A 24,512-nucleotide genomic window follows, 5' to 3' on the forward strand; every position below is an offset into this window, starting at 1 on the left:
CTGGATGAACCCGCTCGGCGACGAGCGCCTTCCATCCTTCGAGCCTGTCCAGACCCATGAGCCTTTCCCGATTCCGCGCCGCCGGCGCGCCGACCTTCGCGCTGCACACGGCGCTGCATGCCGCGCTGGCCCTCGGCGTGTTCGCCGCCGCCGCGCTGCCCGAGGCGGCGCGCGCGCAGGCACTCGACGAGATCCGCAGCTTCAGCGTGCCCGCCGGCCCGCTCGATGCCGCGCTCGACCGCTTCGCGCGCAGCGCGGGCGTCAACCTCAGCTACGACCCGGTGCTGGTCGCGGGCGCCGTCACGCGCGGGCTCGAGGGCCGCCACGACATCGCGAGCGGACTGGCCGCGCTGCTGGCCGGCAGCGCGCTCGAGGCCGTGCCGCGCCAGGGCGGCGGCTTCTCGCTGCGCCGGGTGGAGGCGCGCGCGCCCGTGGTCCCCGGCGCCGGCGGCGCGGCACTGGCGCCGGTGACCGTCACGGCCGCCGGCCCCGCGGCCGAAGTGCTCGCGGCGCCCTACGCGGGCGGGCAGGTGGCGCGCGGCGGCCGGCTCGGCATGCTGGGCACGGCCGACATCTTCGAGACGCCGTTCAGCACCAAGGCCTACACGGCCGAGCTGATCCGCAACCAGGGCGCGCGCAACGTCAACGACATGGTGGCCAACGATCCCTCGATCCGCACCAGCCTGTCGGCTACCTCGCCGCTCGACCAGAGCTCGATCCGCGGCTTCCTCACCAACAGCGACGCCTACCTGTTCGATGGCCTCGAGGGCCTGTTCGCGTACAGCAACATCCCGATCCAGCACTACGAGCGCCTCGAGGTGCTCAAGGGGCCGGCGGCCGGGCTGGTCGGCGCCTCGGGCTACGGCAGCACCACCGGCGGCAGCTTCAACCTGGTGCCCAAGCGCGCCACCGACACGCCGGTGCGCTCGATCACGCTGTCGGCCAACCAGCGCTCGCTGCTCGGGACGCATGTCGACCTGGGCCAGCGCTTCGGCGCCGACCACCAGTTCGGCGCGCGCATCAACCTCAGTGCCGAGGACGGCCGGGTCTACGACGGCGCCGACCGGCGCCTGGCCGCGGCCCAGATCGCGCTCGACTACCGCGGCGACCGCTTTCGCGCCGTGCTCGATGCCGGCTACACGCGGCGCACCTCGTCGCCGCTGTTCAACCACTGGCTGCTGCAGCCCGGCGCCGCGCTGCCGCCGCCGCCCGATCCCAAGGTGCATCCCAAGCCCTCATGGGAAATGCTCGAGGTGCGCCAGCCCTTCGCGCTGCTGAGCACCGAGTGGGACTTCGCGGACAACTGGACCGCCTATGCGCGCTTCGGCAAGCTGCGCGAGACCGCGCCCGAGCGCCGCTACATCGACCAGACCACCATCAACGGCCTGGGCCAGGTCAACTACAGCAGCGCCTCGAGCCTGCTGTGGACGCAGTCCAACCAGGTGGCCGACGTCGGCGTGCGCGGCAGCTTCTCGCTCGGGGCGACGAAGCACAAGCTCGCGCTCAGCGCCGTGTCGCAGCGCCAGCAGCTGCTCGACATGCGTTCGCAGTCGCTGCCTCTGCCCCAGCGCGTGGTCGGCAGCATCTACACGCAAAACCTGGTGCCGAATCCCTTCGCCTTCGGCGTGCCGGTGGTGCAGGGCGTCGACAGCCCGGCGCTCGACCTCGACAGCCTCGCGGTGGCCGACACCATCTCGGCCTTCGACGATCGCCTGTTCGTCACGCTGGGCGCGCGCCACCAGCGCATCAGGAAGCTGCCCTACGACCAGTCGAAGACCACGCCCACGGTGGCCGCGCTCTACAGGTTCGACAACGGCATCTCGGTCTACGGCAACTACGCCGAGTCGCTGGCCCAGGGCGCGGTGGCGCCGGCCGGCGCGCGCAACGCGGGCGAGCAGCTCGCGCCCTACCTGTCGCGCCAGCACGAGTTCGGCCTCAAGTGGGACCGCGGCAGCCATGGCCTCACCGTCGCGTACTTCGACATCCGCAAGGCCACGGCCTTCGTCGACAGCGACAACTTCTTCCGCGCCGCCGGCCTGCAGCGCAACAAGGGCGTGGAGATCGAGAGCTTCGGCGAGATCGGCAAGGGCCTGCGCCTGCTGGGCGGCGTGGCCTGGATCGACGCGCGCATGTCGAAGACCGCGGGCGGCGCGAGCGACGGCAGGAAGGCCATCGGCGTGCCCGAGTTCACCGCCAATCTCGGCCTGGAGTACGACGTGCCCGCCATGCCCGGCCTCACGCTGACCGGCCGCTACATCTACACCGACAGCGCCTGGGTCGACCTCGCGAACACGCAGCGCGTGCCCTCCTGGAAGCGCATCGACATCGGCGCGCGCTATGCCACGCGCGTGAACGGCGTGGCCACCACCCTGCGCGCCGGCATCTCGAACCTGCTCGACGACCGCTACTGGACCATCGCGGGGCGCAACTTCATCTCGGTGGCGCCGCCGCGGACCTGGCAGGTGCAGGCCAGCTTCGACTTCTAGGGCGCCTTCGCCAGGTCGTCGTCGATGTGCGGATCCGGCGGCTGCCCGCGCAGCCTGCGCACCGTGCGCCGGATCCAGTGCTCGATGTCGTCGACGTAGGTGAACACGGCCGGCACCACCAGCAGGCTCAGCACCGTCGAGGTGATCAGCCCGCCGATCACCGCCATCGCCATCGGCGAGCGGAAGCTCGAGTCGGCGGCGCTCCAGCCGAAGGCGATCGGCGCCATGCCGGCGCCCATGGCCAGGGTGGTCATGATGATCGGCCGCGCGCGCTTGTGGCAGGCATCGAGCAGCGCCTCCCAGCGGTTCATGCCGTGGTCGCGGCGCGCCACGATCGCGTACTCCACCAGCAGGATCGAGTTCTTGGTCGCGATGCCCATCAGCATGATCAGGCCGATCAGCGAGGGCATCGACAGCGCCTTCTGTCCCAGCAGCAGGCCGACGAAGGCGCCGCCCAGCGCGAGCGGCAGCGCGCACAGGATGGTCACCGGGTGCAGGAAGTCCTTGAACAGCAGCACCAGCACGATGTAGATGCACAGCACGCCGGTCAGCATCGCCAGGCCGAAGCTGTTGAACAGCTCGGTCATCACCTCGGCGTCGCCGACCTCGGTCACGCGCACGCCCGGCGGCAGGTTGCGGATCGAGGGCAGGGCCATCGCGGCGTTCTTGGCGTCGCCCAGGCCGACCGAGGAGAGCTCGATCTCGAAGTTGACGTTGCGCGAGCGGTCGTAGCGGTCGATCACGGCCGGGCCGCCCTCGACCGTGAGCTGCGCCACCTGGCCCAGCATCACCGGGCCGCGGCTGCCGGGCACGGTCAGGCGCTCGAGCAGCGCCAGGTCCTGCCGCGCGCTGTCCTCGAGCTTCACCAGGATCGGCACCTGGCGCTGCGCGAGGTTGAGCTTGGGCAGCGACTGGTCGTAGTCGCCCAGGGTGGCCACGCGCAGCGTCTCGGCGATCGCGCTGCTGGTCACGCCCAGGTCGGCGGCGCGCGCGAAGTCGGGGCGCACCGCGATCTCGGGCCGGATCAGGCTGGCCGTGGAGGTGATGTTGCCCAGGCCGGCGATGGTGCGCAGGTCGCGCTCCACGTCGCGCGCGGCGCCCACCAGCGTGGCCGGGTCGTCGCCCGACAGCGAGAGGATGTACTTCTCGCCCGAGCCGCCCAGGCCCACCGTGCTGCGCACGCCGGGCAGGGTCTCGAGGGCGCGGCGGATCTCGTTCTCGATCACCTGCTTGCGCGGCCGGTCGCCGCGCGGATCGAGCTTCACCGTCAGCGTGGCCTTGCGCGTCTCGGGCGTGCCGAAGTTCGCGAACGGATCGCCGCCCGCGCTGCCGCCGCCCACCGTGGTGTAGACGCTGCGCACGTGGCGCACCTCCATCAGCCGGCGCCGCGTCTCCTCGGCCGTGGCCTGCGTCTGCGCCAGCGTGGCGCCGGGCGCGAGCGACAGGTAGACCTGGGTCTGCGAGTTGTCGTCGGGCGGGATGAAGCCGGTCTTCAGCAGCGGGATCATCGCCAGCGAGCCGAAGAAGAACAGGGTGGCCAGCACCATGGTCTTGAAGCGGTGCGTCATGCACCAGGTGACCCAGCGCATGTAGACCGACAGCCAGCGCGGCTCCTTCTCCTGGTCGACGATGGGCTTGAGCAGGTAGGCCGCCATCATCGGCGTGAGCACCCGCGCCACCACCAGCGAGGCGAACACCGCGAGCGAGGCGGTCCAGCCGAACTGCTTGAAGAACTTGCCGGCCACGCCGCTCATGAAGGCCGTGGGCAGGAACACCGCGATCAGCGTGAAGGTGGTGGCGATCACCGCCAGCCCGATCTCGTCGGCCGCCTCCATCGCCGCGTCGTAGGGCGACTTGCCCATGCGCAGGTGGCGCACGATGTTCTCGACCTCCACGATCGCATCGTCGACCAGGATGCCGATCACCAGCGACAGCGCCAGCAGCGACACCACGTTGATCGAGAAGCCCAGCAGGTGCATGCCGATGAAGGCCGGAATGGCCGACATCGGCAGCGCCACGGCCGAGACGAAGGTGGCGCGCAGGTCGCGCAGGAACAGCCACACCACCAGCACCGCGAGGATGGCACCCTCGTACAGCAGGTGCAGCGAGCCGTCGTATTCCTCCTGCACCGGCTCCACGAAGTTGAAGGCCTCGGTGAGCTCGATGTCGGGATGCTGGGCCTTGAGGTCGTCGAGCGCCTTGTGCACCAGCGCGCCCACCTCCACCTCGCTGGCACCGCGGCTGCGCGCCACCTCGAAGCCCACCACCGGCTTGCCGTCGAGCAGCGCGGCCGCGCGCGGCTCGGCGATGGTGTCGCTGATGCGCGCCACCTGGTCGAGGCGCACGCGCCGGCCGTCCGACAGCGCGATCTGCATCGCGTTCAACTGGTCGGCCGAGGTCACGGTGGCGAGCGTGCGCACCGGCTGCTCGCTGCCCGAGAGGTCGAAGCGGCCGCCCGCGCTCTCCACCTGCACCTGGCGCAGCTGGCGCGAGATGTCGGCGGCGGTGGCGCCTAGCGCCTGCAGCTTGTTCGGATCGATGTCCACGTGCACCTGGCGCGTGACGCCGCCCACGCGCGCGACCGCGCCCACGCCGGGCTGCGCCAGCAGCTTCTTGCTCACGTCGTTGTCGACGAACCACGACAGCGCCTCGGCGTCCATGTGGCTCGAGGCGATGGTGAAGGCCAGCACCGGCTGGGCCGCGAAGTCGAGCTTGGTGATGACCGGGTCGCGCAGGTCGGCCGGCAGGTCGGCGCGCACCTTCTGCACCGCCGAGCGCACGTCGTCCACGGCCTCCTGCACCGGCTTCTCGAGCCGGAACTCGACGATCAGCGTGACCGCGCCGTCCTGCACCTTGGTCGTGATGTGCTTGAGGCCCTGCACGGTGGCGATCGAGTTCTCGATCTTGCGCGCGACGTCGTTCTCGAGCTGCGAGGGCGCGGCGCCCGGCAGCGAGGCCGAGACGGTGACGGTCGGCAGGTCGATGTCGGGGAAGTTCTGCACCTTCATCGCGTTGAAGGACAGCAGCCCGCCGAAGGTGAGCAGCACGAACAGCATCACCGCCGCGATGGGGTTGCGGATGGACCAGGCGGAAACGTTCATGGCGGTTTCTCCGGGGCTGGCTTACTTGCCGTTGCCGGCGGACGGCGCGGCCGGGGCCGATGCCGCGGCGGCCGGGGCGCGCGCGGGCGCATCGACCACCTTCACCAGGTCGCCGTCGTTGAGAAAGCCCGCGCCCTGGACCACCATGCGCGCACCTTGCGGCAGCGCGCTCGTGATCTCCACGCGGTCGCCGACGCGGCGGCCGGTCTGCACCTTGAGCTGCGAGACGCGGTTGTCCTCCTTCAGCAGGAACAGGTTGTTGAAGCCGTCGCGCGGCACGATCGCGCTCTGCGGCACCGTGGGCGCGCTGCTGCGGCCAAGCTCGAAGTCGCCGCGCGCGAACATGCCGGCCTTGATGCCGGTGTTCTGCTGCACCGGCGGCAGGTCGACGTAGACCAGCGCCGCGCGCGTCTGCGGATCGACCGTGGGCGCGATGCTGCGCACCTTGCCCTGCACCTGCGCGCCGCTGGCGCCCACCACGAACACCGGCGTGCCGAGCGCGATGCGCGCGATCTCGGCCGAAGTGACCTCGGCGCGCCATTCGAGCCGGCCCTGGCGGATCAGCCGGAACAGCTCGGTGCCGGCCGACACCACGCTGCCCACGGTGGCGCTGCGCGCGGAGATCACGCCGTCGTCGGGCGCCAGCACCTGCGTGTTGCGGCCGCGCACCTGCTGCGCCGCCAGCACCGCCTCGGCGGCCTCGACGCGCGCCTTCGCGGTCTGCTCGCTGGTCTGGTACTGGTTGATCTGCTGCTGGCTCAGCGCGCCCGTGGCCTGCAGGGTGCGCGCACGCGCCGCGTTGCCGGCCGCGTCGGCCGCGGTGGCGCGGGCCTCGGCCAGCGAGGCCTTGGCCTGCGCGATGTCGGCCTGCACCGTCTCGGGCGAGAAGGTGGCGAGCACCTGGCCCTTCTTCACCAGGTCGCCGACGTTGACGCGCACCTCGGCCAGCCGCAGCCCGTTCGATTCCGAACCCACGCTGGCCTCCTGCCAGGCCGCGACATTGCCGTTGGCCGCGAGCGTCACCGCGAGCTCGGTGGTCTCGGGCTGGCCGATGGTGACCGTGAGCACGGGGCGCGACGGGGCGGCCTTGCCGTCCTTGGCGGGCGCCTGCTGGCCTTGCTGCGCCGGTGCGTCGGCGGGCTTGCCGCGGCCGAACAGGAACAGCGCCGCGGCGACGGCGGCGACGACGACCAGGACGACGATGAGGGTGGAGCGGGAGGGGCTTTTCATGGCGACGTCGCGACCTTGGCGGCCGGGGTGGAGGAGCGGTAGATGGTGAGGGTGCGGCCCGGCGTGGTGATGATGGTCACGGGGACGCGCTTCGGCGCGGCTTCGGCGGCGGCTGCCGCGGTGCCCGGGCGGGTCCAGCCGCCGCCCATGGAGCGGTACAGCGCGACCCAGGCCTCGGCGCGCTCGCGCTGCAGCGACACGCGCGCGGTCTGCGCGCTGAACAGCGTGCGGCGCGAATCCTCGAGCTCGAACAGGCTCGCCAGGCCGCTGTCGAAGCGCGCCTGCGTGGCATTGAACGAGGCCTGATAGTTCTGCACCGCGGTGTCGGCGTCGCCGGTGCGCGCATCGGTGGCGTCGAGGTTGACCAGCGCCTCCTCGACCTCGCGCACCGCCTGGCGCACGTTGGCGCGGTAGAGCGCCACGGCCTCGGTGTAGCGCGCCTTGGCCGCGTCGGCATTGGCCGCGCGCGCGCCGCCGTCGAGCAGCGGCACGGTGAGCGCCACCGGCCCGACGGTCCAGGTCTCGATCGATTCGCGGAAGCCGCTGACGCGAAAGCCGGTGCGGCCGATGTTGCCGGAGATGGTGAGCCGGGGATAGCGCTCGGCCTCGGCCGAACCCACGTCGGCGCTGGCGGCCGCCACGCCGAGTTCGGCCGCGTAGACGTCGGGCCGCTGGGCGATGGCGTTGGCCGGCACGCTGTCGATGCGGCCCACGGCCGGCAGCGCGCGCTGCGCGGGCGCGGCCGCGAGCCGGGTCTCGAGCTCGGTCTCGGCGATGCCCGTGAGCGCCACCAGCGCCTTGCGCTGCACCGCGCACTGCGCGCGCTGCTGCGTCAGCCGGCCCGAGGCGTCGGAGGCACTGGCGCGTGCGAGCGCGGCATCGGCCGGCGCGGTGAAGCCGGCGCGCATCGAGAGGTCGGTCAGGCGCGCGGTCTCGCCGCGCGAGCGGGTGTCGGATTCGGCCACGCGCAGCTGCTGCTGGCAGGCGCGCTCGGCGAAATAGGCGTTGGCGGTCTCGGCCGCGACCGACACGCGCGCCTCGTGCCACTTGGCATCGGCGCTGCGCTCGCGCTGCACGGCCGCGTCGCGGTCGGCGCGCAGGCGGCCGAACAGGTCGATCTCCCACTTGGTCTGCAGGCCGGCCTGCAGCGTGGTGATGGGCGTGGTGGCCGAGGTGCTGCCGGAGCCCGAGCTGGCGCCACCACTGCTTCCCGATGGCGTGCCGCCCGTGAGCCCCGCGGTGCCCCGGCTCGCCGAGCCCGTGGCATCGAGGCTGGGCAGCAGCGCGGCGCCGGCCTGCACGCGGGTCGAGCGCGCCTCGGCCAGCCGCGCCGCGGCGCTCGCCACGTTGGGGCTCGCGCCCTCGGCGGCCGCGATCAGGTCGACCAGCAAGGGATCGTCGAGCTGGCGCCACCATTCGGCCAGCTGGGCGAGCGAGCCGCCATGCGGCAGCGGCGCATGCCATTGCGCGGGGGCGGGCGCGCCGACCGCGGCGGGCGGGCGGGTCAGGCCGCAGCCGGCGAGGCCGGCGGCCAGGCCGAGCCCGAGGCCTGCCTTCAGGCAGAGGATGGCGATCGGTCGTGGAACTCGTCTCATGCTGTCTTTCTCCCGGAGCGGGATGGAGGGCGGGGCGCCTGCGTGCGCGCAGGCGGCACCGGGTCGGCGGCGCGGCGCAGCGCCTCGGCCTCGACCAGCGCCACCGCATAGCCGGCGAGGCGCCGGGCCCAGGTGTCGACGGCGCGCGGCGTGCGCAGCAGCGCGGGACGGATCGCCTCGATCACGTCCTGGCTCACGAACAGCTGCATCGCGAGGCCCGTGATCGCGAAGGTCAGCCGGTGGATGTCGTCGTCGGCGCGCGCCACGCCGAGATGGCGGCACAGCATCGCCGCGATCGCGCGGTGCGGGTCCTTGATGTCGCGCTCGAGCTCCTTGGCCCACAGGCTGGTGGGCTCGAGCATCTCGCGCATGTGCAGGTGGATGCACTGGCGCACCACCTCGCCCTGGTCGAAGGGCTCGACCATCTTGGCGAAGAAGATGCGCAGCGATTCCTCGAGCGAGAGGCCGGGCGCGGCGTAGAGCGCCACGAAGTCGCCCGCGTTGCCGCCCATGGGCTCGCTGAAGGTGGCGGCGTAGAGGCCGGCCTTGTCGCCGAAGTAGTAGCTGATGGCCGAGATGTTGACCCCGGCCTCGCGCACGATCTCGCGCGTGGAGGTCTTGGCGAAACCCTTCTGCGCGAACAGCCGCAGCGCGGTGTAGAGCAGCCGCTGGCGCGCCTCGGCGCCGTCGCTGCGGGGCGCGCGCGGGGCGGCGGCGGTCTTGCGCGCTGGCGGCGTCGAAGGAGGGGCCGTGGACTTCATGCGGGCGATTACACCATGCCGAAAATCAAACGATTGATTAACTTAGGCTCGCCTGAGGCGATGCTGAAGGTCTCCTGAAGACAGGTGCAACGCAGGACGGTGGGCACACGGGGGCGGGGCGCAGCGTTCTGGCGTGGCGCGTGGGTGGCGGGGAGGAGGCCCATCGCTGCCTGGCGGCGGCACCCTGTTCCTGGTGTGGTTTTCGATCGCGGTGCCGGCTCGCGCGCCCGTGCATTCTGACCCGGCCGCGCCGGCCGGCGATGCCGGATTTGTTGCGGATTGATGCAGGCTACGATCCGCGCATGCCTGCCTCCACCGCCGCCGCGCCCTCCGCCCTGCCGCTCGATGCCGACGGCATCCTCGCGCTGGCCGCGCGTTCCATGTTCCACCTGTTCTCGCGCATGAGCCAGGGCATGTTCCTGGTCGACCGCAGCGGGCGCATCGTCTGGGTCAACGAGGGCTACCGCCGCTTCCTGCCCGCGCTGGGCTTCTCGTCGATCGACCAGTTCCTTGGCCACATGGTGGAGGACGTGATCCCCAACACCCAGATGCGCCGCGTGCTCGAGAGCGGCGAGCCGATCCTGATCGACCTCTTGACCAACAAGGCCGGCACCTTCGTCGTGAGCCGCATCCCGCTGCGCGAGGAGCGTGCCGACGGCGCGGGCGAGGTGATCGGCGCCATCGGCATCGTGCTGTTCGACCAGCCCGAGACCACCCTGCAGCCGCTGATCAGCAAGTTCGCGCTGCTGCAGCGCGACCTCGACGATGCGCGGCGCGAGCTCGCGAGCCAGCGCAACAACCCGCTCTACCAGCAGGCGGCCGAGGGCCAGCGGCGTTCCAAGTACACCTTCGCGAGCTTCATCGGCAGCAGCCCGGCCGCGGTCGAGGTCAAGCGCCATGCGCGCCGCGCGGCGCAGTCGGCGAGCCCGGTGCTGCTGCTCGGCGAGACCGGCACCGGCAAGGAGCTGCTCGCGCATGCGATCCATGCGGCCTCGGCGCGCGCCAGGGGCCAGTTCGTGAGCCTCAACATCGCGGCCGTGCCCGACACCCTGCTCGAGGCCGAGTTCTTCGGCGTCGCGCCGGGCGCCTTCACCGGCGCCGACAAGCGCGGGCGCGAGGGCAAGTTCAAGCTGGCCGACGGCGGCAGCCTGTTCCTCGACGAGATCGGCGACATGCCGCTGGGCCTGCAGGCCAAGCTGCTGCGCGCGCTGCAGGAAGGGGAGATCGAGCCGCTGGGTTCGAACAAGCTGATTCCCTTCGATGCGCGCGTGATCGCCGCCACCTCGCGCGACCTGCCCGAGCTGGTGCGCCGCGGCCAGTTCCGCGAGGACCTCTACTACCGCCTCAATGTGCTGCCGCTGCGCGTGCCGCCGCTGCGCGAGCGGCGCTCCGACATTCCGGCGCTGGTCGAGGCGCTCGGCGAGGACATGGCGCTGCGCAGCGGCGAGGCCCCGCCCGAGCTCACGCCCGACGCGCTCGCGCTGCTGGCCGGCCAGCACTGGCGCGGCAACATCCGCGAGCTGCGCAACGTGCTCGAGCAGGTGACCATGCGCAGCGACTCGCAGCGCATCGACGCGGCGCAGCTCGAGCGCATCCTGCGCGAAGCCGGCCTCGAGCAGATCGCGCAGCCCGCCGCGCTGCGCGACGCCCACGATGCCGACGAGGAGGCCGCGCTGCTGCGGCCGCTCGCGCAGCAGGTGGCCGAGCTCGAGCGCCGCGCGATCGGCGCGGCGCTGGCGGCGACCGGGGGCAACAAGCTCGCGACCTCGCGGCTGCTGGGCATCTCGCGGGCGACCTTGTACGAGCGCATGACGAACCAGGCGGATTGACCCGCGCGCCGAGCGCGGACCACGAAGGAGGAGAGCATCGATGAAGGGCTTGTTGACGCGATTGAAGGGGGCGCTGGGCCGGCCGGCGCCAAGCCGCGCCGAGGAGGCCGGGCAGGGCGAGCGGGTCCTGGTCAACGCCTACTGCACGCGCGCCGATGTACCGGCGCTCGAGTTTCCCCATGCCCTGCAGGGTCGCCGCGATCTGTCGGACCCCGAACTCGCGCCCCACCTGGCCGGCTTCGTCGGCTACGTGCTGAGCCGCGGCGACGGCACGATGTCGCGCAACCGCTATCACGTGATGCGTCATGTCCAGCGCGTGCGCCAGCACCTGAGCCTGTCGATCGACGAGGGCCTGCTCGATGCGTTCTCGGACTGGGCCGTGCGTGCGAACGCGATCGTGTTCCTGCCCGACGGCAGCATTCGCGATCCCCGGGGGCGCATCCTCTTGTCGGCGGCGGGCGAGGAGCCCGATGGCGAAGCCGCGCTGCCCTATCCGTCCGAGGCCTGGGAGCGAAAGGCGCGCACCGAGGCAGCGCTCGCGGCGCGGGGCATCGAGGTCCCGCGGCACCTGCCGCCGCTGGTCTGCGAGCCCGAGCTGCGGCTGCGCGCGCCGCAGGAGATCGCGGGCCGGGCCTTCGCGCTGCTGGCGGTATCGGCGCGGGCCGAGTCGCTCGCGAGCAAGGAGCCGCTGGCGCCCGAGGACCTGTTCGAGCGGCTGCCCTCGGCACGGGCGCAGCTCACGCCGGCGGAGCAGGCTTTCCTCTCGGACCCCGAACCGCTGGCGTCCGATGTCGTCCAGTTCGGCTGGCGCTACGAATGCCTGTATCTGCTCGAGTGGGCGATGGGCCTGGTCGATGCACTGCCTTTTCCCGGCGCGATCTGCGACGTGCCGCTCGCCGCACGCACGATGCTGGAAGCTCGCGACCTGCCGGGCGCGCTGCGTTCGCTGCGCATGCGCGGCGAAGGCGAAATCCTCGATGGGCTCGACCTGCATTACCGCCTGCACTGGCGCGTACGCCAGGCCGGGCTCCAGCAGGTCCCCGTGCCGCCGGGACTCGATGCGGGCGTGATCGCCGAGCGGCATCGCGCCTTGAACTGGCTGGTGCGCTTCGAGGACCGCGAGTGGGACGAGGTCGACACGCCCACCTGACAATGCGGCCTCCATCCGCCTGCGAACCTGCCTTCCACCAGAGCCTTCCATGAAGACACCGATCCGCTCCCTCGTCCTCGCCGCATCGTGCGCCTGTGCCGGCGCCGCCCTGGCCGCGCCGCCCTGCGCCGACGAGGCGGTCGCGCGCGCGAAGAAGCTGCTGGTGTTCCATTTCGGCGAGGACGATCGCATCCGCGTCGGCTCCGAGGTCAAGGAGCTGCCGCCGCTGCGCAACCCCGCCAACAAGGCGCAGCAGTTCCGCGTGCTCGAGGTCTGGGGCTCGATCTACAAGGGCAACTACCGCATGCGCCTGATCTATCACGTGGCGGGCAAGGACTGCACGCTGATGGGCCAGGAAATCCTCGAGTACGCCAGCCTGTGAGTGTCCGCGCCCTGCGTTCCACCTTCGGCCCCAACTGCCACTGGTGCGGCCTGCCGATGGACTTCGAGGAGCCGCATGGCCGGCCCGAATCGGCCACCATCGAGCACCTGGTCGACGCCACGCTGGGCGGCGTGCGCTCGCCCAAGCACCGGCGGCTGGCCCATGCGGCCTGCAACCACGCGCGCAACGAATTCCGGCTGCAGGCCGAGCGGCAGTTCAGGCAATGGATCGAGGAGCGCCGGGTCTCCGCGAAAACCCTGACTGAAAAATAGACAGTCGCCTGAAATTCAGACACGACAACTGTTCTGAATTCAGCCGAATCGCGCGTTCCCCGAATGGGGAAACCTTTGTTATCAACGGCTTAGCGCGTGGCACGAAGTGTGCAATATTCAGTCATCTTTATCAGGAGACAACGAATGAACCGTCGCCACCTCGTCGCCCTGGCCGCGCTCGCCGCCTGCGCCGCCGCCGCACCCGCCTGGGCCCAGTCCGGGGAGATCCGCATCGCCCACATCTACAGCAAGACCGGCGCGCTCGAGGCCTACGGCAAGCAGACGCAGACCGGCTTCATGATGGGCCTGAACTACGCCACCGAGGGCACGATGACCGTCGCGGGCAAGAAGCTGGTCGTGATCGAGAAGGACGACCAGGGCAAGCCGGACCTCGGCAAGTCGCTGCTGGCCGCGGCCTATTCCGACGACAAGGCCGCGCTGGCCGTCGGCCCGACCGCCTCGGGCGTGGCGCTGGCGATGCTGCCGGTGGCCGAGGAGTACAAGAAGATCCTGCTGGTCGAGCCCGCCGTGGCCGACTCGATCACCGGCGACAAGTGGAACAAGTACATCTTCCGCACCGGCCGCAATTCGAGCCAGGACGCGATCTCCAACGCGGTGGCCGTCGACAAGGCCGGCGTGACCGTCGCCACGCTGGCGCAGGACAACGCCTTCGGCCGCGACGGCGTGAAGGCCTTCGGTGCCGCGCTCAAGAAGGCCAAGCTGGTCCACGAGGAGTACCTGCCGCCCGCCACCACCGACTTCACGGCCGGCGCCCAGCGCTTGATCGACAAGCTCAAGGACCAGCCGGGCCGCAAGATCATCTGGATCGTCTGGGCCGGCGCGGGCAACCCGTTCAAGATCGTCGACCTCGACCTCAAGCGCTACGGCATCGAGATCGCCACCGGCGGCAACATCCTGCCGGCCATGGCGGCCTACAAGGCGCTGCCGGGCATGGAAGGCGCGGCCTACTACTACTTCGGCATTCCGAAGAACCCGGTGAACGAGGCGATGGTCGCGGCGCACTACAAGGAATTCAAGACGCCGCCGGACTTCTTCACGGCCGGCGGCTTCTCGGCCGCGATGGCGGTGGTGACGGCGCTCAAGAAGACCAACGGCGACACCAACACGAACAAGCTCATCAGCACCATGGAAGGCATGAGCTTCGACACGCCCAAGGGCAAGATGACCTTCCGCAAGGAAGACCACCAGGCGATGCAGTCGATGTACCACTTCAAGATCAAGGTCGACCCGGCCTTCGCCTGGGGCGTGCCGGAGCTGGTGCACGAGATCAAGCCAGAAGAGATGGACATCCCGATCAAGAACAAGCGCTGAGTCCGGCGCTTCCCGCCACCTGAACGCGGCGCCGCGCGCCGCCACCGTTTTCTTTCTCTTTCGCCCCGGATGGCCGCCGGGCGAAGCGCCAGCCTGCGTCCGCGCGGGCGGCGTGCTCCACGGCCGAGTCCTCGATCAGCCAAGCAGCGTTCTTACACCCATAACGGAAGGAGACAGCGATGCCAGCGATGAATTGGAACTGGAAGAGATTGGCCATGGCCGCGGCCATGGCGGTGGCCGCGCAGGGCGCGGCGGCGGCGGTGCCGCTGCCGGCGCTCGGCGCGAACCCGGCGGAGGTCAGCGTGTCCGGCCTGTCGGCCGGCGGCTTCATGGCGGTGCAACTGCACGTGGCCTATTCGGCCACCTTCAAGCGCGGCGCCGGCGTGGTGGCCGGCGGCCCGTACTACTGCGCCGAAGGCTCGGTGCTCAACGCCACCGGCCGCTGCATGACGCATGCGAGCAGCATCCCGGTGTCCACGCTCGTGAGCACCACCAACAGCTGGGCCGCCAGCGGCGCGATCGACCCGGTGTCGAACCTCACGGGCTCCAAGGTCTACCTGTTCTCGGGCACCTCCGACAACACGGTCAAGCAGCCGGTGATGGACGACCTCAAGACCTACTACCAGAGCTTCGTGCCGGCGGCCAACACGGTCTACAAGAACAACCTCGGCGCGGGCCATGCGATGGTCACCGACGACTACGGCGGCGCCTGCGCCACCACGGCCTCGCCCTACATCAACAACTGCGGCTTCGATCTCGCGGGCGAGATTCTCAAGCACCTCTACGGCCCGCTCAACGCGCGCAACAACGGCACGCTGGGCGGCAGCTTCACCGAGTTCAACCAGGGCGAGTTCTCGGGCGGCTCGGGCATGGCCGCCACCGGCTGGCTCTACACGCCCGCGGCCTGCGCGGCCGGCAGCGGCAACAGCTGCCGCGTGCACGTGGTGCTGCACGGCTGCAAGCAGAACTACACGGACGTGGGCGACCAGTACGTGAAGAAGACCGGCTACAACCGCTGGGCCGACACCAACAACATCGTGCTGGTCTATCCGCAGACCAGCACCGCGGCCACCAACAGCTGCTGGGACTGGTGGGGCTACGGCAGCGTCAACTACGCCAAGAAGTCCGGCCCGCAGATGGCGGCCGTCAAGGCCATGGTCGACCGCCTGACCGGCGGCGGAGGCGGCAGCGCGCTGCCCGCGCCCACCGGCGTGGGCACCTCGGGCGCGACCAGCACCAGCATGGTCATCGGCTGGACCGCCGTGGCCGGCGCCAGCGGCTACAACGTCTATCGCGGCGGCAGCAAGGTCAACGCCTCGCCGGTGACCGGCACCAGCTACACCGACACCGGCCTGGCACCCTCGACCAGCTACAGCTGGACCGTGACCGGCCTGACCGCTGCCAATGCCGAGGGCGCGATGTCGGCCGCCGCCACCGGCACCACCACCGGCGGCAGCAGCGGCGGCGGCACCTGCTTCACCGCGAGCAACTACACCCACACCGTGGCCGGCCGTGCCTATGCGCTGTGGGGCCTGACCTATGCCTACGGCTCGGGGCAATCGATGGGCCTGTGGAACATCTACGTGACCACCACGCTGAAGCAGACCGGCCCCAACTACTACGTGATCGGCAGCTGTTGAGGCCGGTCGACCTTCCTGGACTTTTCGTTTTCGCAATGACCAACGATGCTTGAGACCCGAGATCTGACCATCCGCTTCGGCGGGCACGTGGCCGTCAATGGCGTGAGCTGCGCATTCGCGCCGGGCACGCTGACGGCCATCGTCGGCCCGAACGGCGCGGGCAAGACCACCTACTTCAATCTGATCTCGGGCCAGCTCAAGGCGAGCGCGGGCACGGTGTCGCTCGACGGCCAGCCGCTGTCGGGGCTGTCGCCGTCGGCCCGCACCCGCGCCGGGCTGGGGCGGGCCTTCCAGCTCACCAACCTGTTCCCCAACCTCACGGTGCTGGAGAACGTGCGCCTCGCGGTGCAGGCCACGCGCGAGGGCGCGCACCGCCGCGGGCTCAACCTCTGGAGCATCTGGAGCGACCATGCGGCGCTGACCGCGCGCGCCGACGAGCTGCTGGCGCAGACCAACCTCAAGTCGCGCGAGCACGCCACCGTGGCCAGCCTGCCGCACGGCGACCAGCGCAAGCTCGAGGTGGCGCTGCTGATGGCGCTCGAGCCCAAGGTCTTCATGTTCGACGAGCCCACGGCCGGCATGAACGCGGCCGAGGCGCCCGTGATCCTCGACCTGATCCGCCAGCTCAAGCAGGACCGCAGCAAGACCATCCTGCTGGTCGAGCACAAGATGGACGTGGTGCGCGAGCTCGCCGACCGCATCATCGTGCTGCACAACGGCACGCTGGTGGCCGACGGCGATCCGGCCACCGTGATCGCCTCGCCGGTGGTGCAGGAAGCCTACCTGGGCATCGCGAAGGAGGCCGCCGCATGAGCACGAACCTGCTGACCCTCGAGGGCGTGCACACGCACATCGGGGCCTATCACATCCTGCACGGCGTCGACCTCGCCGTGCCCAAGGGCCAGCTCACGATGCTGCTGGGCCGCAACGGCGCGGGCAAGACCACCACCCTGCGCACCGTCATGGGCCTGTGGCATGCGTCGCAGGGCAGGGTGCGCTTCGGCGAGCGCGACATCACGGCCCTGCGCACGCCCCAGATCGCCGAGCTGGGCATCGCCTACGTGCCCGAGAACATGGGCATCTTCTCCGAACTCACGGTGAAGGAGAACATGCTGCTGGCCGCGCGCGGCGCGAAGAACGCGCAGCAGATGGACGACACGCGCCTCGCGTGGATCTTCAAGCTGTTCCCCGCGGTCGAGAAGTTCTGGAACCATCCCGCGGGCAAGCTCTCGGGCGGGCAGAAGCAGATGCTGGCCGTGTCGCGCGCCATCGTCGAGCCGCGCGAGCTGCTGATCGTCGACGAGCCCAGCAAGGGCCTCGCGCCGGCCATCATCAACAACATGATCGACGCCTTCGACGAACTCAAGCGCAGCGGCGTCACGATCCTGCTGGTGGAACAGAACATCAACTTCGCGCTGCGCCTCGGCGATGCGGTCGCGGTGATGGACAACGGGCGCGTGGTGCACAGCGGCTCGATGGCGGCCTTCGCGGCCGATGCGCAACTGCAGCAGTCGCTGCTCGGATTGGCCCTATGAAAATCGAATTCGACTGGAAGCCGCTGCTGCTGGTGCCCGTCCTCGCGCTGGTCGCGCTGCCGCTCACCGGCTCGTTCTCGACCTGGCTCACGCTCACGGTCGCGGGCCTCGCGATGGGCATGATCATCTTCATCATCGCCTCGGGCCTCACCTTGGTGTTCGGCCTGATGGACGTGCTGAACTTCGGCCACGGCGTGTTCATCGCGCTGGGCGCCTTCGTGGCCAGCAGCGTGCTCGGCCTGATGGGCGACTGGACCGGCTCGCAGGAACTGTGGCGCAACTTGGTGGCGGTATTCCCCGCCATGCTGGTCGCGATGGCGGTGGCCGGCGCGGTCGGCCTGGCCTTCGAGCGCTTCATCGTGCGGCCGGTCTACGGCCAGCACCTGAAGCAGATCCTCATCACGATGGGCGGCATGATCATCGGCGAGGAACTGATCAAGGTGATCTGGGGTCCGGCGCAGGTTCCGCTGCCGCTGCCCGAGGCGCTGCGCGGCTCGCTGCTGGTGGGCGACGCGGCGATCAGCAAATACCGGCTGCTCGCGGTGGCGGTGGGCGTGGTGGTGTTCGGGCTGCTGGCCTGGACCCTGAGCCGCACCAAGATCGGCCTCCTGATCCGCGCCGGCGTGCAGGACCGCGAGATGGTCGAGTCGCTCGGCTACCGCATCGGCCGCCTGTTCGTCGGCGTGTTCGTGGTCGGCAGCGCGCTGGCCGGGCTGGGCGGCGTGATGTGGGGTCTGTTCCAGCAGAACCTGGTGCCGCAGATGGGCGCGCAGGTCAACGTGCTGATCTTCATCGTCATCATCATCGGCGGCCTCGGTTCCACCGGCGGTGCGCTGCTCGGCGCGCTGCTCGTGGGCCTGATGACCAACTACATCGGCTTCGTGCTGCCCGCGCTCACGCAGTTCGCGAGCATCTTCCTGATGGTGGCGGTGCTGCTGTGGCGTCCGCAGGGCGTGTATCCGGTGGCGAACCGCTGAGGACCGAGCCATGTTCCTGAAACGACTCCTCTCCAACGACATGCCCCGAAGCCGCCTGCTGGCGGTGCTGCTGGTGGCGCTGTTCCTCGCGCTGGCGTTCGCGCCCTTCCTGTTCCCGGGCGTGAAGGCGCTCAGCGTCGCGGCCAAGATCCTGGTGTTCGTGGTGCTGGTCGCGAGCTTCGACCTGCTCTTGGGCTACACCGGCATCGTGAGCTTCGCCCACACCATGTTCTTCGGCATCGGTGCCTACGGCATCGCGATCTCGGCCTCGCGGCTCGGGCCCGACTGGGGCGCGGTGCTGGTGGGCCTGGGCGCCTCGCTCGCGGTCTCGCTGGTGCTCTCGTTCGCCATCGGCCTGTTCTCGCTGCGCGTGCGCGCGATCTTCTTCGCGATGATCACGCTGGCCGTGGCCTCGGCCTTCCAGACCCTGGCCTCGCAGCTGTCGGACTTCACGGGCGGCGAGGACGGCCTGACCTTCAAGCTGCCCGAGCTGATCTCGCCGAGCTTCGAGTTCGCGGAGGAGCCCTTCCTCGGCGTCTCGCTCGACGGGCGCCTGCTGTGCTACTACCTGCTGTTCGTGGCCGCCGTGGTGCTGGTGCTGGCGATGCTGCGCATCGTGAATTCGCCCTTCGGCCGCGTGCTGCAGGCGATCCGCGAGAACGAGTTCCGCGCCGAGGCGATCGGCTACCGTGTGGTGGTCTACCGCACCACGGCCGCGGTGCTGTCGGCGCTGTTCGCCACGCTGGCCGGCGCCATGCTCGCGATCTGGCTGCGCTACAACGGCCCCGACACCTCGCTGAGCTTCGAGATCATGGTCGACGTGCTGCTGATCGTGGTGATCGGCGGCATGGGCACGATCTACGGCGCAGCCATCGGCGCCGTGCTGTTCGTGGTCGCGCAGAGCTACCTGCAGGACCTGCTGCGCATGGGCAGCGAGGCCGCGAGCGGCCTGCCGTGGCTGGCGGCGCTGCTGTCGCCCGACCGCTGGCTGCTGTGGCTCGGCGTGCTGTTCGTGCTGTCCGTCTATTACTTCCCCACCGGCATCGTCGGCAAGCTGCGGGCCCGCCGCGCCAGCGCCGCGCGATGAGCGACCTCATGACTTCCCGCATCGTTCCTTCCTCCCACTACGCACGGCTCGCGGGCCGCGAGATCCACTGGCTCGACTGGCCCACGGCCGAGCCCGACCCGCAGGTGCTGATCGCCTGGCACGGCCTGGCGCGCACCGGCCGCGACATGGACGAGCTGGCCGAGCATTTCGCCGCGCGCGGCTTCCGCGTGATCTGCCCCGACACCATCGGCCGCGGCCTGAGCCAGTGGAGCCCGCTGCCCGACGAGGAGTACCGACTCGCGTTCTATGCGCAATTGGCCGAGGCGCTGTGCGACGAGCTGCAGCTCGAGCGCGTGCACTGGGTCGGCACCTCGATGGGCGGCGCGATCGGCACCGTTTGCGCCGCGGGCCTGTTCGCGCCGCGCATGAAGGCGCGCATCGCGAGCCTGGTGCTCAACGACAACGCGCCCGAGCTCGCGCAGGCCGCGATCGAGCGCATCCGCGCCTATGCCGGCAACCCGCCGGCCTTCGACACGGTGAGCGAGCTCGAGACCTTCTTCCGCGGCGTCTACAAGCCCTACGGCTGGCTCAGCGACGCGCAGTGGCGCCGGCTCGCCGAGACCTCGACGCGCCGGCTGCCCGACGGCCGCGTCACGCCGCACTACGACCCGGCGATGGTGCGCCAGTTCAGCACGCGCGAGGACGACTACCTGATCTGGCCGCACTACGACGCCATCGAGGCGCCGGTGCTGTGCCTGCGCGGCGCGGAGTCCGACCTGGTGCTGCCCGAGGTGGTCGAGGCCATGCGGCAGCGCGGCCCGGGCGCGGCGGGGCGGCTCGAGGTGGTCGAGATCCAGGGCTGCGGCCACGCGCCCGCGCTCAACGTGCCCGAACAACTGGAGTGCATCGAAGGGTTTATTCGCGCCGCCGGCCGCTGAGGGGACGGCGGCCTCCACAATCGCCGCCGGTCATCACCCACAGCAACACACAGAGGCATTCGCACCATGGCGCTTTCGATGTACGACATTTCCGTGCCGGTCTTCACCCGCGGGCTGGCCCAGCTCCGCCACGTGCTCGGCAAGGGCCTGGCCCATGCGCAGGCCAACGGCATCGATCCCTCGACCCTGGTCGATGCGCGCCTCGCGCCCGACATGCTCACGCTGGCCGGCCAGGTGCAGCGCGCGAGCGATGCCTGCAAGCTCGGCACCGCGCGCATCGCGGGCCTGACCGCGCCCAGCTTCCCCGACGAGGAGAAGAGCTACGACGAGCTGCTGGTGCGCATCGCGAAGACCGAGGAGTTCCTGCTCGGCGTGGACCGCGCGCAGATCGATGGCCACGAGGACCGCCCGGTGGTCATCACCGCGCGCGGCACCGAGGTGCATTTCACCGCGCAGCGCTACCTGCTGCAGTTCGCGCTGCCCAACTTCTTCTTCCACGCCACCACCGCCTACGACGTGCTGCGCAACGCCGGCGTGCCGGTGGGCAAGATGGACTATCTCGGCAAGTTCTGAGACCGCGAAGGCCGGCGACCTTCACGCTGCCGGGACAACCTTCAAATTGCCGTGACACCTGCGCACGCACGGCGCGTGCCGCGAACAATCGCGCCTGACCGCTGTCGGTCTGACATTCGAGCGAGGTTCGCGATCATGAACATGTTGTCCAGAAGGGCGTTCTCGGGGCTGGCCGCCGGCGCTTCCGCGTTCGTGGCGGCCGTGGGCGGCGGATGGCCGGTGCGCAGCGCGCTGGCCGTGTCGCCGGGCCTGCGCGACTATGGCAAGGCCCCCGAGTTCGCGGGCATCGACAAGTGGCTCAACTCGGAGCCGCTCACCCTGCGGGGGCTGGCCGGCAAGGTGGTGCTGGTCGATTTCTGGACCTACTCCTGCATCAACTGCATCCACACGCTGCCGCACGTGGTGCGCTGGTACGAGAAGTACAAGGACCAGGGCTTCGTGGTGGTGGGCGTGCATTCGCCCGAGTTCGCCTACGAGAAGTCGACGCGCAACGTGCAGGACGCGATCCAGCGCTTCGGCATCCGCTACCCGGTGGCGCAGGACAACGGCTTCGCCACCTGGAAGGCCTACGACAACCAGTACTGGCCCGCGTTCTATCTGGTCGACGGCAAGGGGCAGGTGATGCGGCGGCATTTCGGCGAGGGTGAATACGCCGAGATGGAAGCCGCGATCGAGGCGCTGCTGGCGCGCCGGGCCGCGAGCTGAGCGCGGCACCGGCGGCAGGTCAGGGCTTGCGTGCGCGGATCGAATACATCAGCGGAATGCGCGGCATGCCCTCGGGCGGCGCCATGCGGCGGCCGCCGATGTCGCGCATGCCCTCGAAGGGCTTCCAGCCGTTGGCGTACGGGTACTCGTCGAGCCGCTCGATGACCAGTCCGGCCTGCGACAGCGCCGTCGTCACCTGGCCCAGGCCCCAGGTGAATTCGAAGCTCGGGTGCGGGTTGCTGAAGTTCTCCACGCCGCGCTCATAGCCTTCGCGCACGAGGCCATCGCCCGACGCGGCCACGTAGTCGCCCACGCCTTCCTCGGGCACGGGGGCGTCGTTGAAGTAGTCGTAATGGAATTTCCAGGCCGGGTCGAACACCAGCGCGAACGGATGGAACTCGACGAAGACGAAGCGGCCGCCGGGCGCGAGCAGCTGCGCCACGCCGCGTGCCCAGGCCGCGATGTCGGAGAGCCAGCACAGCGTGCCGTACGAGCAGAACACGATGTCGTGGCGCTCGCCGCGTGCCTGCGCGTCGCGGAAGTAGTCGTAGACGTCCGAGCGGACGAAGCGCGCCGCGATGCCCGACTGCCGCGAGAGCCGGGTGGCGAAGTCGATGGCCTCGTCGGAGATGTCGACGCCCGTCACCTCGGCGCCGAGGCGCGCGATGCTCAGGCTGTCCTGCCCGGCATTGCATTGCAGGTGCAGCACCGACAGGCCCTTCACCTCGCCGAGCAGGCCGGCCTCCTCGGGGAACAGGGTGCTGCCGCCGTCGCGGAAGAAGGCCGCCTGGTCGCCCTTGTGGCTGTTGTGCGCGAGCGTGGCGGCGTTCCACGAGAGGCGGTTGGCCTCGTGCAGCTCGGGCTTCATCGCGTGCTCCAGCCCGCGAGATGGCGCTCGGCGATGTCGGCGAGGGCGTCGATCCAGGCCGGTCCGTCGTTGAGGCAGGGGATGTAGCTGAACTGCTGGCCGCCCGCATGCAGGAAGGCCTCGCGGCCTTCCATCGCGATCTCCTCGAGCGTTTCGAGGCAGTCGGCCGGAAAGCCCGGGCAGGCCACGTCGACGCGCTTCACGCCCGCGGCGCCGAGTTCGCGCAGCGTGGGTTCGGTGTAGGGCTCGAGCCATTTGGCCTTGCCGAAGCGCGACTGGAAGGTCACGCGGTATTGCGCGGGTGCCAGGCCCAGGCGCGCGGCGAGCAGGCGCGCGGTCTCGAGGCACTGCGACTGGTAGGGATCGCCGAGCTCGATGTTGCGCGCGGGAATGCCGTGGAAGCTCAGCAGCAGCACCTCGCCGCGGCCCTGGTCCTGCCAGTGCGTCTCGATGCGCCGCGCGAGCGCCTCGATGTAGCCGGGGTCGTCGTGGAACTGGTTGACGAAGCGGAACTCGGGCACGCTGCGCTGCGCGCGGCTCCAGTCGTTGACGGCGTCGATCACGCTCGCGGTGGTGGTGGCCGAGTACTGCGGATAGCCCTGCAGCACGAGCACGCGCTCGACGCCTTCGGCTTGCAGCGCATCGAGCCGCGCGCCGATCGACGGGTTGGCATAGCGCATCGCATCGCGCACCGCCACGCGGTGGCCGCGCCGGCCCAGCGTGTCGCCCAGGCGCTGCGCCTGCCGTTCGCTCCAGACCTTGAGCGGCGAGCCCTCGGGCAGCCAGATGCTCGCGTACTTGGCGGCCGACTTCGCGGGCCGCACGCGCAGGATGATGCCGTGCAGGATCGGCAGCCAGAGCAGGCGCGGGATCTCGACCACGCGCGGATCGCCGAGGAAGTCCGCGAGATAGCTGCGCACGGCGGCGGCGGTGGGGGCATCGGGCGAGCCCAGGTTGCACCAGAGGACGGCGGTGCTGCGGGGAGCGTTGCCGGGGGCGAGCGAGGGACTTGGAGGCATGCGATATTCTCGGGCATGACTTCCGACCCCACGGTCCCCGCGAGCAACGCGCCGCTCGATCTCAAGCGCATCAGCGCCATCACCCTCGACCTCGACGACACCCTCTGGCCGATCTGGCCGACCATCGAACGCGCGGAGGCCGTGCTGCATGCCTGGCTGCTGCGCGAGGCGCCGAAGACGGCCGCGCTGCTGGTCACGCCGGGCGTGCTGCGCGAACTGCGCGAAGCCACGGCCAAGGAGCGCTCCGACCTCGCGCACGACCTGAGCGCGCTGCGCCGCGAATCGATACGCACCGCGCTGCGCCGCGCGGGCGAGGACCCGGCGCTGGCCGATCCGGCCTTCGATGCCTTCTTCGCCGAGCGCCAGCGCGTGACGCTCTACGACGATGCGCTGCCCGCGCTCAAGTGGCTCAGCGAACGCTATCCGCTGGTGGCGGTGTCGAACGGCAATGCCGACATCCACAAGACCGGCGTGGCGCGCTGGTTCCGCACCGCCTTCAATGCGCGCGCCTTCGGCAGCGGCAAGCCGCATGCGCCGATCTTCCGCGCGGCCGCGGCCTCGGTCGGCCTGCTGCCCAAGGACGTGCTGCACGTGGGCGACGATGCCGAGCTCGACGTGGTGGGCGCGCTCAACGCCGGCATGCAGGCCGCCTGGCTGGTGCGCGACGAGCGGCCCTGGGTGCATGGCGCGCGGCCGCAGCTGATCGTGCCGAACCTGCACGCGCTCTGTGTGGCGCTCGGCGCCTGATCCTCAGGCGAAGACCGGACGGAAGAAGCTGCGCTCGTAGCTGAGGAAGCAGCGCGTTTCCTCGGCATAGCGGAAGGCGGCCTGGCAGTCGGCGTCCTGCATCGAGTCGGCGCGGTACTGCTCGTAGGCCGCGAGGCTGGGAAAGCTGAACATCGCGAGCGCCACATTGCTGACGCCTTCGGAAGGCAGGAAGTAGCCGTGGTGCTTGCCGCCGAACTTCTCGACCAGCGGGATCCAGAGCTTGCCGTAGTGCTCGAACTCCTTGAGCTTGTAGGGGTCGACGATGTAGCGCAGGTAGCAGGTGACCATGGTGCGTGACGGGGA

The 24,512-nt window shown here is 70.4% G+C and carries 23 protein-coding genes; 15 read left to right on the forward strand and 8 right to left on the reverse strand.

What is annotated here, in order from left to right:
• Nucleotides 1-56 precede the first annotated feature (56 nt).
• The gene (locus AC07PU_RS12615) at nucleotides 57-2,486 is read left to right on the forward strand and encodes a TonB-dependent receptor (RefSeq protein WP_495317846.1); all 2,430 of its coding nucleotides are present in this window, start codon (nucleotides 57-59) and stop codon (nucleotides 2,484-2,486) included.
• Here the strand turns inward: AC07PU_RS12615 and AC07PU_RS12620 are convergent.
• The 4 genes from AC07PU_RS12620 to AC07PU_RS12635 are packed head-to-tail and all read right to left on the reverse strand — an operon-like array spanning nucleotide 2,483 to nucleotide 9,173.
• The gene (locus tag AC07PU_RS12620) at nucleotides 2,483-5,587 is read right to left on the reverse strand and encodes an efflux RND transporter permease subunit (protein WP_495317848.1); all 3,105 of its coding nucleotides are present in this window, start codon (nucleotides 5,585-5,587) and stop codon (nucleotides 2,483-2,485) included. The genes AC07PU_RS12615 and AC07PU_RS12620 overlap by 4 nt on opposite strands.
• A gap of 21 nt (nucleotides 5,588-5,608) precedes the next feature.
• Nucleotides 5,609-6,817 carry an efflux RND transporter periplasmic adaptor subunit gene (locus AC07PU_RS12625; protein ID WP_495317850.1) on the reverse strand — a complete coding sequence of 403 codons (1,209 nt, stop codon included), beginning with the start codon at nucleotides 6,815-6,817 and terminating at the stop codon, nucleotides 5,609-5,611.
• Complete coding sequence (locus AC07PU_RS12630; protein WP_495317852.1) at nucleotides 6,814-8,412, reverse strand: efflux transporter outer membrane subunit; 1,599 nt, start codon at nucleotides 8,410-8,412, stop codon at nucleotides 6,814-6,816. The genes AC07PU_RS12625 and AC07PU_RS12630 overlap by 4 nt, the downstream gene beginning before the upstream one ends.
• The gene (locus tag AC07PU_RS12635) at nucleotides 8,409-9,173 is read right to left on the reverse strand and encodes a CerR family C-terminal domain-containing protein (RefSeq protein ID WP_495317854.1); all 765 of its coding nucleotides are present in this window, start codon (nucleotides 9,171-9,173) and stop codon (nucleotides 8,409-8,411) included. Before AC07PU_RS12635 ends, AC07PU_RS12630 begins: the two co-directional genes overlap by 4 nt.
• A gap of 302 nt (nucleotides 9,174-9,475) precedes the next feature.
• On the opposite strand from AC07PU_RS12635, the gene AC07PU_RS12640 reads away from it, so the two are divergent.
• The 5 genes from AC07PU_RS12640 to AC07PU_RS12660 all read left to right on the forward strand — a co-directional run bounded on the left by AC07PU_RS12640 (nucleotide 9,476) and on the right by AC07PU_RS12660 (nucleotide 14,138).
• Nucleotides 9,476-11,002 (forward strand): sigma-54 interaction domain-containing protein, encoded by a 1,527-nt coding sequence (locus tag AC07PU_RS12640; protein ID WP_296781900.1) that lies wholly within the window; start codon nucleotides 9,476-9,478, stop codon nucleotides 11,000-11,002.
• A gap of 40 nt (nucleotides 11,003-11,042) precedes the next feature.
• Nucleotides 11,043-12,152: a DUF4272 domain-containing protein gene (locus AC07PU_RS12645; protein ID WP_495317856.1), complete on the forward strand. Its 1,110-nt coding sequence runs from the start codon at nucleotides 11,043-11,045 to the stop codon at nucleotides 12,150-12,152.
• A 49-nt stretch (nucleotides 12,153-12,201) separates the two neighbouring features.
• Nucleotides 12,202-12,534 (forward strand): hypothetical protein, encoded by a 333-nt coding sequence (locus tag AC07PU_RS12650; RefSeq protein WP_057594309.1) that lies wholly within the window; start codon nucleotides 12,202-12,204, stop codon nucleotides 12,532-12,534.
• Nucleotides 12,531-12,806 carry a hypothetical protein gene (locus AC07PU_RS12655; RefSeq protein WP_495317858.1) on the forward strand — a complete coding sequence of 92 codons (276 nt, stop codon included), beginning with the start codon at nucleotides 12,531-12,533 and terminating at the stop codon, nucleotides 12,804-12,806. The genes AC07PU_RS12650 and AC07PU_RS12655 overlap by 4 nt, the downstream gene beginning before the upstream one ends.
• A gap of 144 nt (nucleotides 12,807-12,950) precedes the next feature.
• A complete protein-coding gene (locus AC07PU_RS12660) occupies nucleotides 12,951-14,138 on the forward strand; it encodes a substrate-binding domain-containing protein (protein WP_057594307.1) in 1,188 nt (395 codons plus the stop codon).
• Here the strand turns inward: AC07PU_RS12660 and AC07PU_RS12665 are convergent.
• Nucleotides 14,122-14,355, reverse strand: a complete 234-nt coding sequence (locus tag AC07PU_RS12665) for a hypothetical protein (RefSeq protein ID WP_495318320.1) — start codon at nucleotides 14,353-14,355, stop codon at nucleotides 14,122-14,124. The two genes, AC07PU_RS12660 and AC07PU_RS12665, sit on opposite strands and share 17 nt — an antisense overlap.
• On the opposite strand from AC07PU_RS12665, the gene AC07PU_RS12670 reads away from it, so the two are divergent.
• The 8 genes from AC07PU_RS12670 to AC07PU_RS12705 all read left to right on the forward strand — a co-directional run bounded on the left by AC07PU_RS12670 (nucleotide 14,318) and on the right by AC07PU_RS12705 (nucleotide 21,554).
• Nucleotides 14,318-15,778, forward strand: coding sequence for an extracellular catalytic domain type 2 short-chain-length polyhydroxyalkanoate depolymerase (locus tag AC07PU_RS12670; RefSeq protein ID WP_495317860.1), 1,461 nt, complete (start codon nucleotides 14,318-14,320; stop codon nucleotides 15,776-15,778). The genes AC07PU_RS12665 and AC07PU_RS12670 overlap by 38 nt on opposite strands.
• 45 nt (nucleotides 15,779-15,823) lie before the next feature.
• Nucleotides 15,824-16,591 (forward strand): ABC transporter ATP-binding protein, encoded by a 768-nt coding sequence (locus tag AC07PU_RS12675; protein WP_208508136.1) that lies wholly within the window; start codon nucleotides 15,824-15,826, stop codon nucleotides 16,589-16,591.
• Entirely contained in the window at nucleotides 16,588-17,313 is a 726-nt protein-coding gene (locus AC07PU_RS12680; RefSeq protein ID WP_495317862.1) for an ABC transporter ATP-binding protein, read from the forward strand. Before AC07PU_RS12675 ends, AC07PU_RS12680 begins: the two co-directional genes overlap by 4 nt.
• The gene (locus AC07PU_RS12685) at nucleotides 17,310-18,290 is read left to right on the forward strand and encodes a branched-chain amino acid ABC transporter permease (protein ID WP_209545137.1); all 981 of its coding nucleotides are present in this window, start codon (nucleotides 17,310-17,312) and stop codon (nucleotides 18,288-18,290) included. Before AC07PU_RS12680 ends, AC07PU_RS12685 begins: the two co-directional genes overlap by 4 nt.
• Before the next feature lie 10 nt (nucleotides 18,291-18,300).
• A complete protein-coding gene (locus AC07PU_RS12690) occupies nucleotides 18,301-19,377 on the forward strand; it encodes a branched-chain amino acid ABC transporter permease (RefSeq protein WP_208508138.1) in 1,077 nt (358 codons plus the stop codon).
• Nucleotides 19,378-19,385: 8 nt separating this feature from the next.
• Complete coding sequence (locus tag AC07PU_RS12695) at nucleotides 19,386-20,276, forward strand: alpha/beta fold hydrolase (protein WP_495317865.1); 891 nt, start codon at nucleotides 19,386-19,388, stop codon at nucleotides 20,274-20,276.
• 66 nt (nucleotides 20,277-20,342) lie between these two features.
• Nucleotides 20,343-20,849, forward strand: a complete 507-nt coding sequence (locus tag AC07PU_RS12700; protein WP_495317867.1) for a DUF1993 domain-containing protein — start codon at nucleotides 20,343-20,345, stop codon at nucleotides 20,847-20,849.
• A 141-nt stretch (nucleotides 20,850-20,990) separates the two neighbouring features.
• Nucleotides 20,991-21,554: a thioredoxin family protein gene (locus AC07PU_RS12705; RefSeq protein WP_495318298.1), complete on the forward strand. Its 564-nt coding sequence runs from the start codon at nucleotides 20,991-20,993 to the stop codon at nucleotides 21,552-21,554.
• Nucleotides 21,555-21,573: 19 nt separating this feature from the next.
• Here the strand turns inward: AC07PU_RS12705 and AC07PU_RS12710 are convergent, their stop codons facing one another.
• Together AC07PU_RS12710 and hemH are read right to left on the reverse strand one after the other, a co-directional pair.
• Entirely contained in the window at nucleotides 21,574-22,422 is an 849-nt protein-coding gene (locus tag AC07PU_RS12710) for a class I SAM-dependent methyltransferase (protein WP_093344244.1), read from the reverse strand.
• Nucleotides 22,419-23,441 carry a ferrochelatase gene (hemH, locus tag AC07PU_RS12715; protein ID WP_093344242.1) on the reverse strand — a complete coding sequence of 341 codons (1,023 nt, stop codon included), beginning with the start codon at nucleotides 23,439-23,441 and terminating at the stop codon, nucleotides 22,419-22,421. Before hemH ends, AC07PU_RS12710 begins: the two co-directional genes overlap by 4 nt.
• 15 nt (nucleotides 23,442-23,456) lie before the next feature.
• Here hemH and AC07PU_RS12720 point away from each other — a divergent pair, with 15 nt between their 5' ends.
• On the forward strand, nucleotides 23,457-24,188 hold the full coding sequence (locus AC07PU_RS12720; RefSeq protein WP_093344241.1) for an HAD family hydrolase: 732 nt from the start codon (nucleotides 23,457-23,459) through the stop codon (nucleotides 24,186-24,188).
• A 3-nt stretch (nucleotides 24,189-24,191) separates the two neighbouring features.
• On the opposite strand, the gene AC07PU_RS12725 is transcribed toward AC07PU_RS12720, so the two are convergent.
• A complete protein-coding gene (locus AC07PU_RS12725) occupies nucleotides 24,192-24,497 on the reverse strand; it encodes an NIPSNAP family protein (protein WP_296781884.1) in 306 nt (101 codons plus the stop codon).
• Between the last annotated feature and the right edge of the window lie 15 nt (nucleotides 24,498-24,512).

This window comes from Variovorax sp. GW821-FHT10D07 (assembly GCF_059415325.1).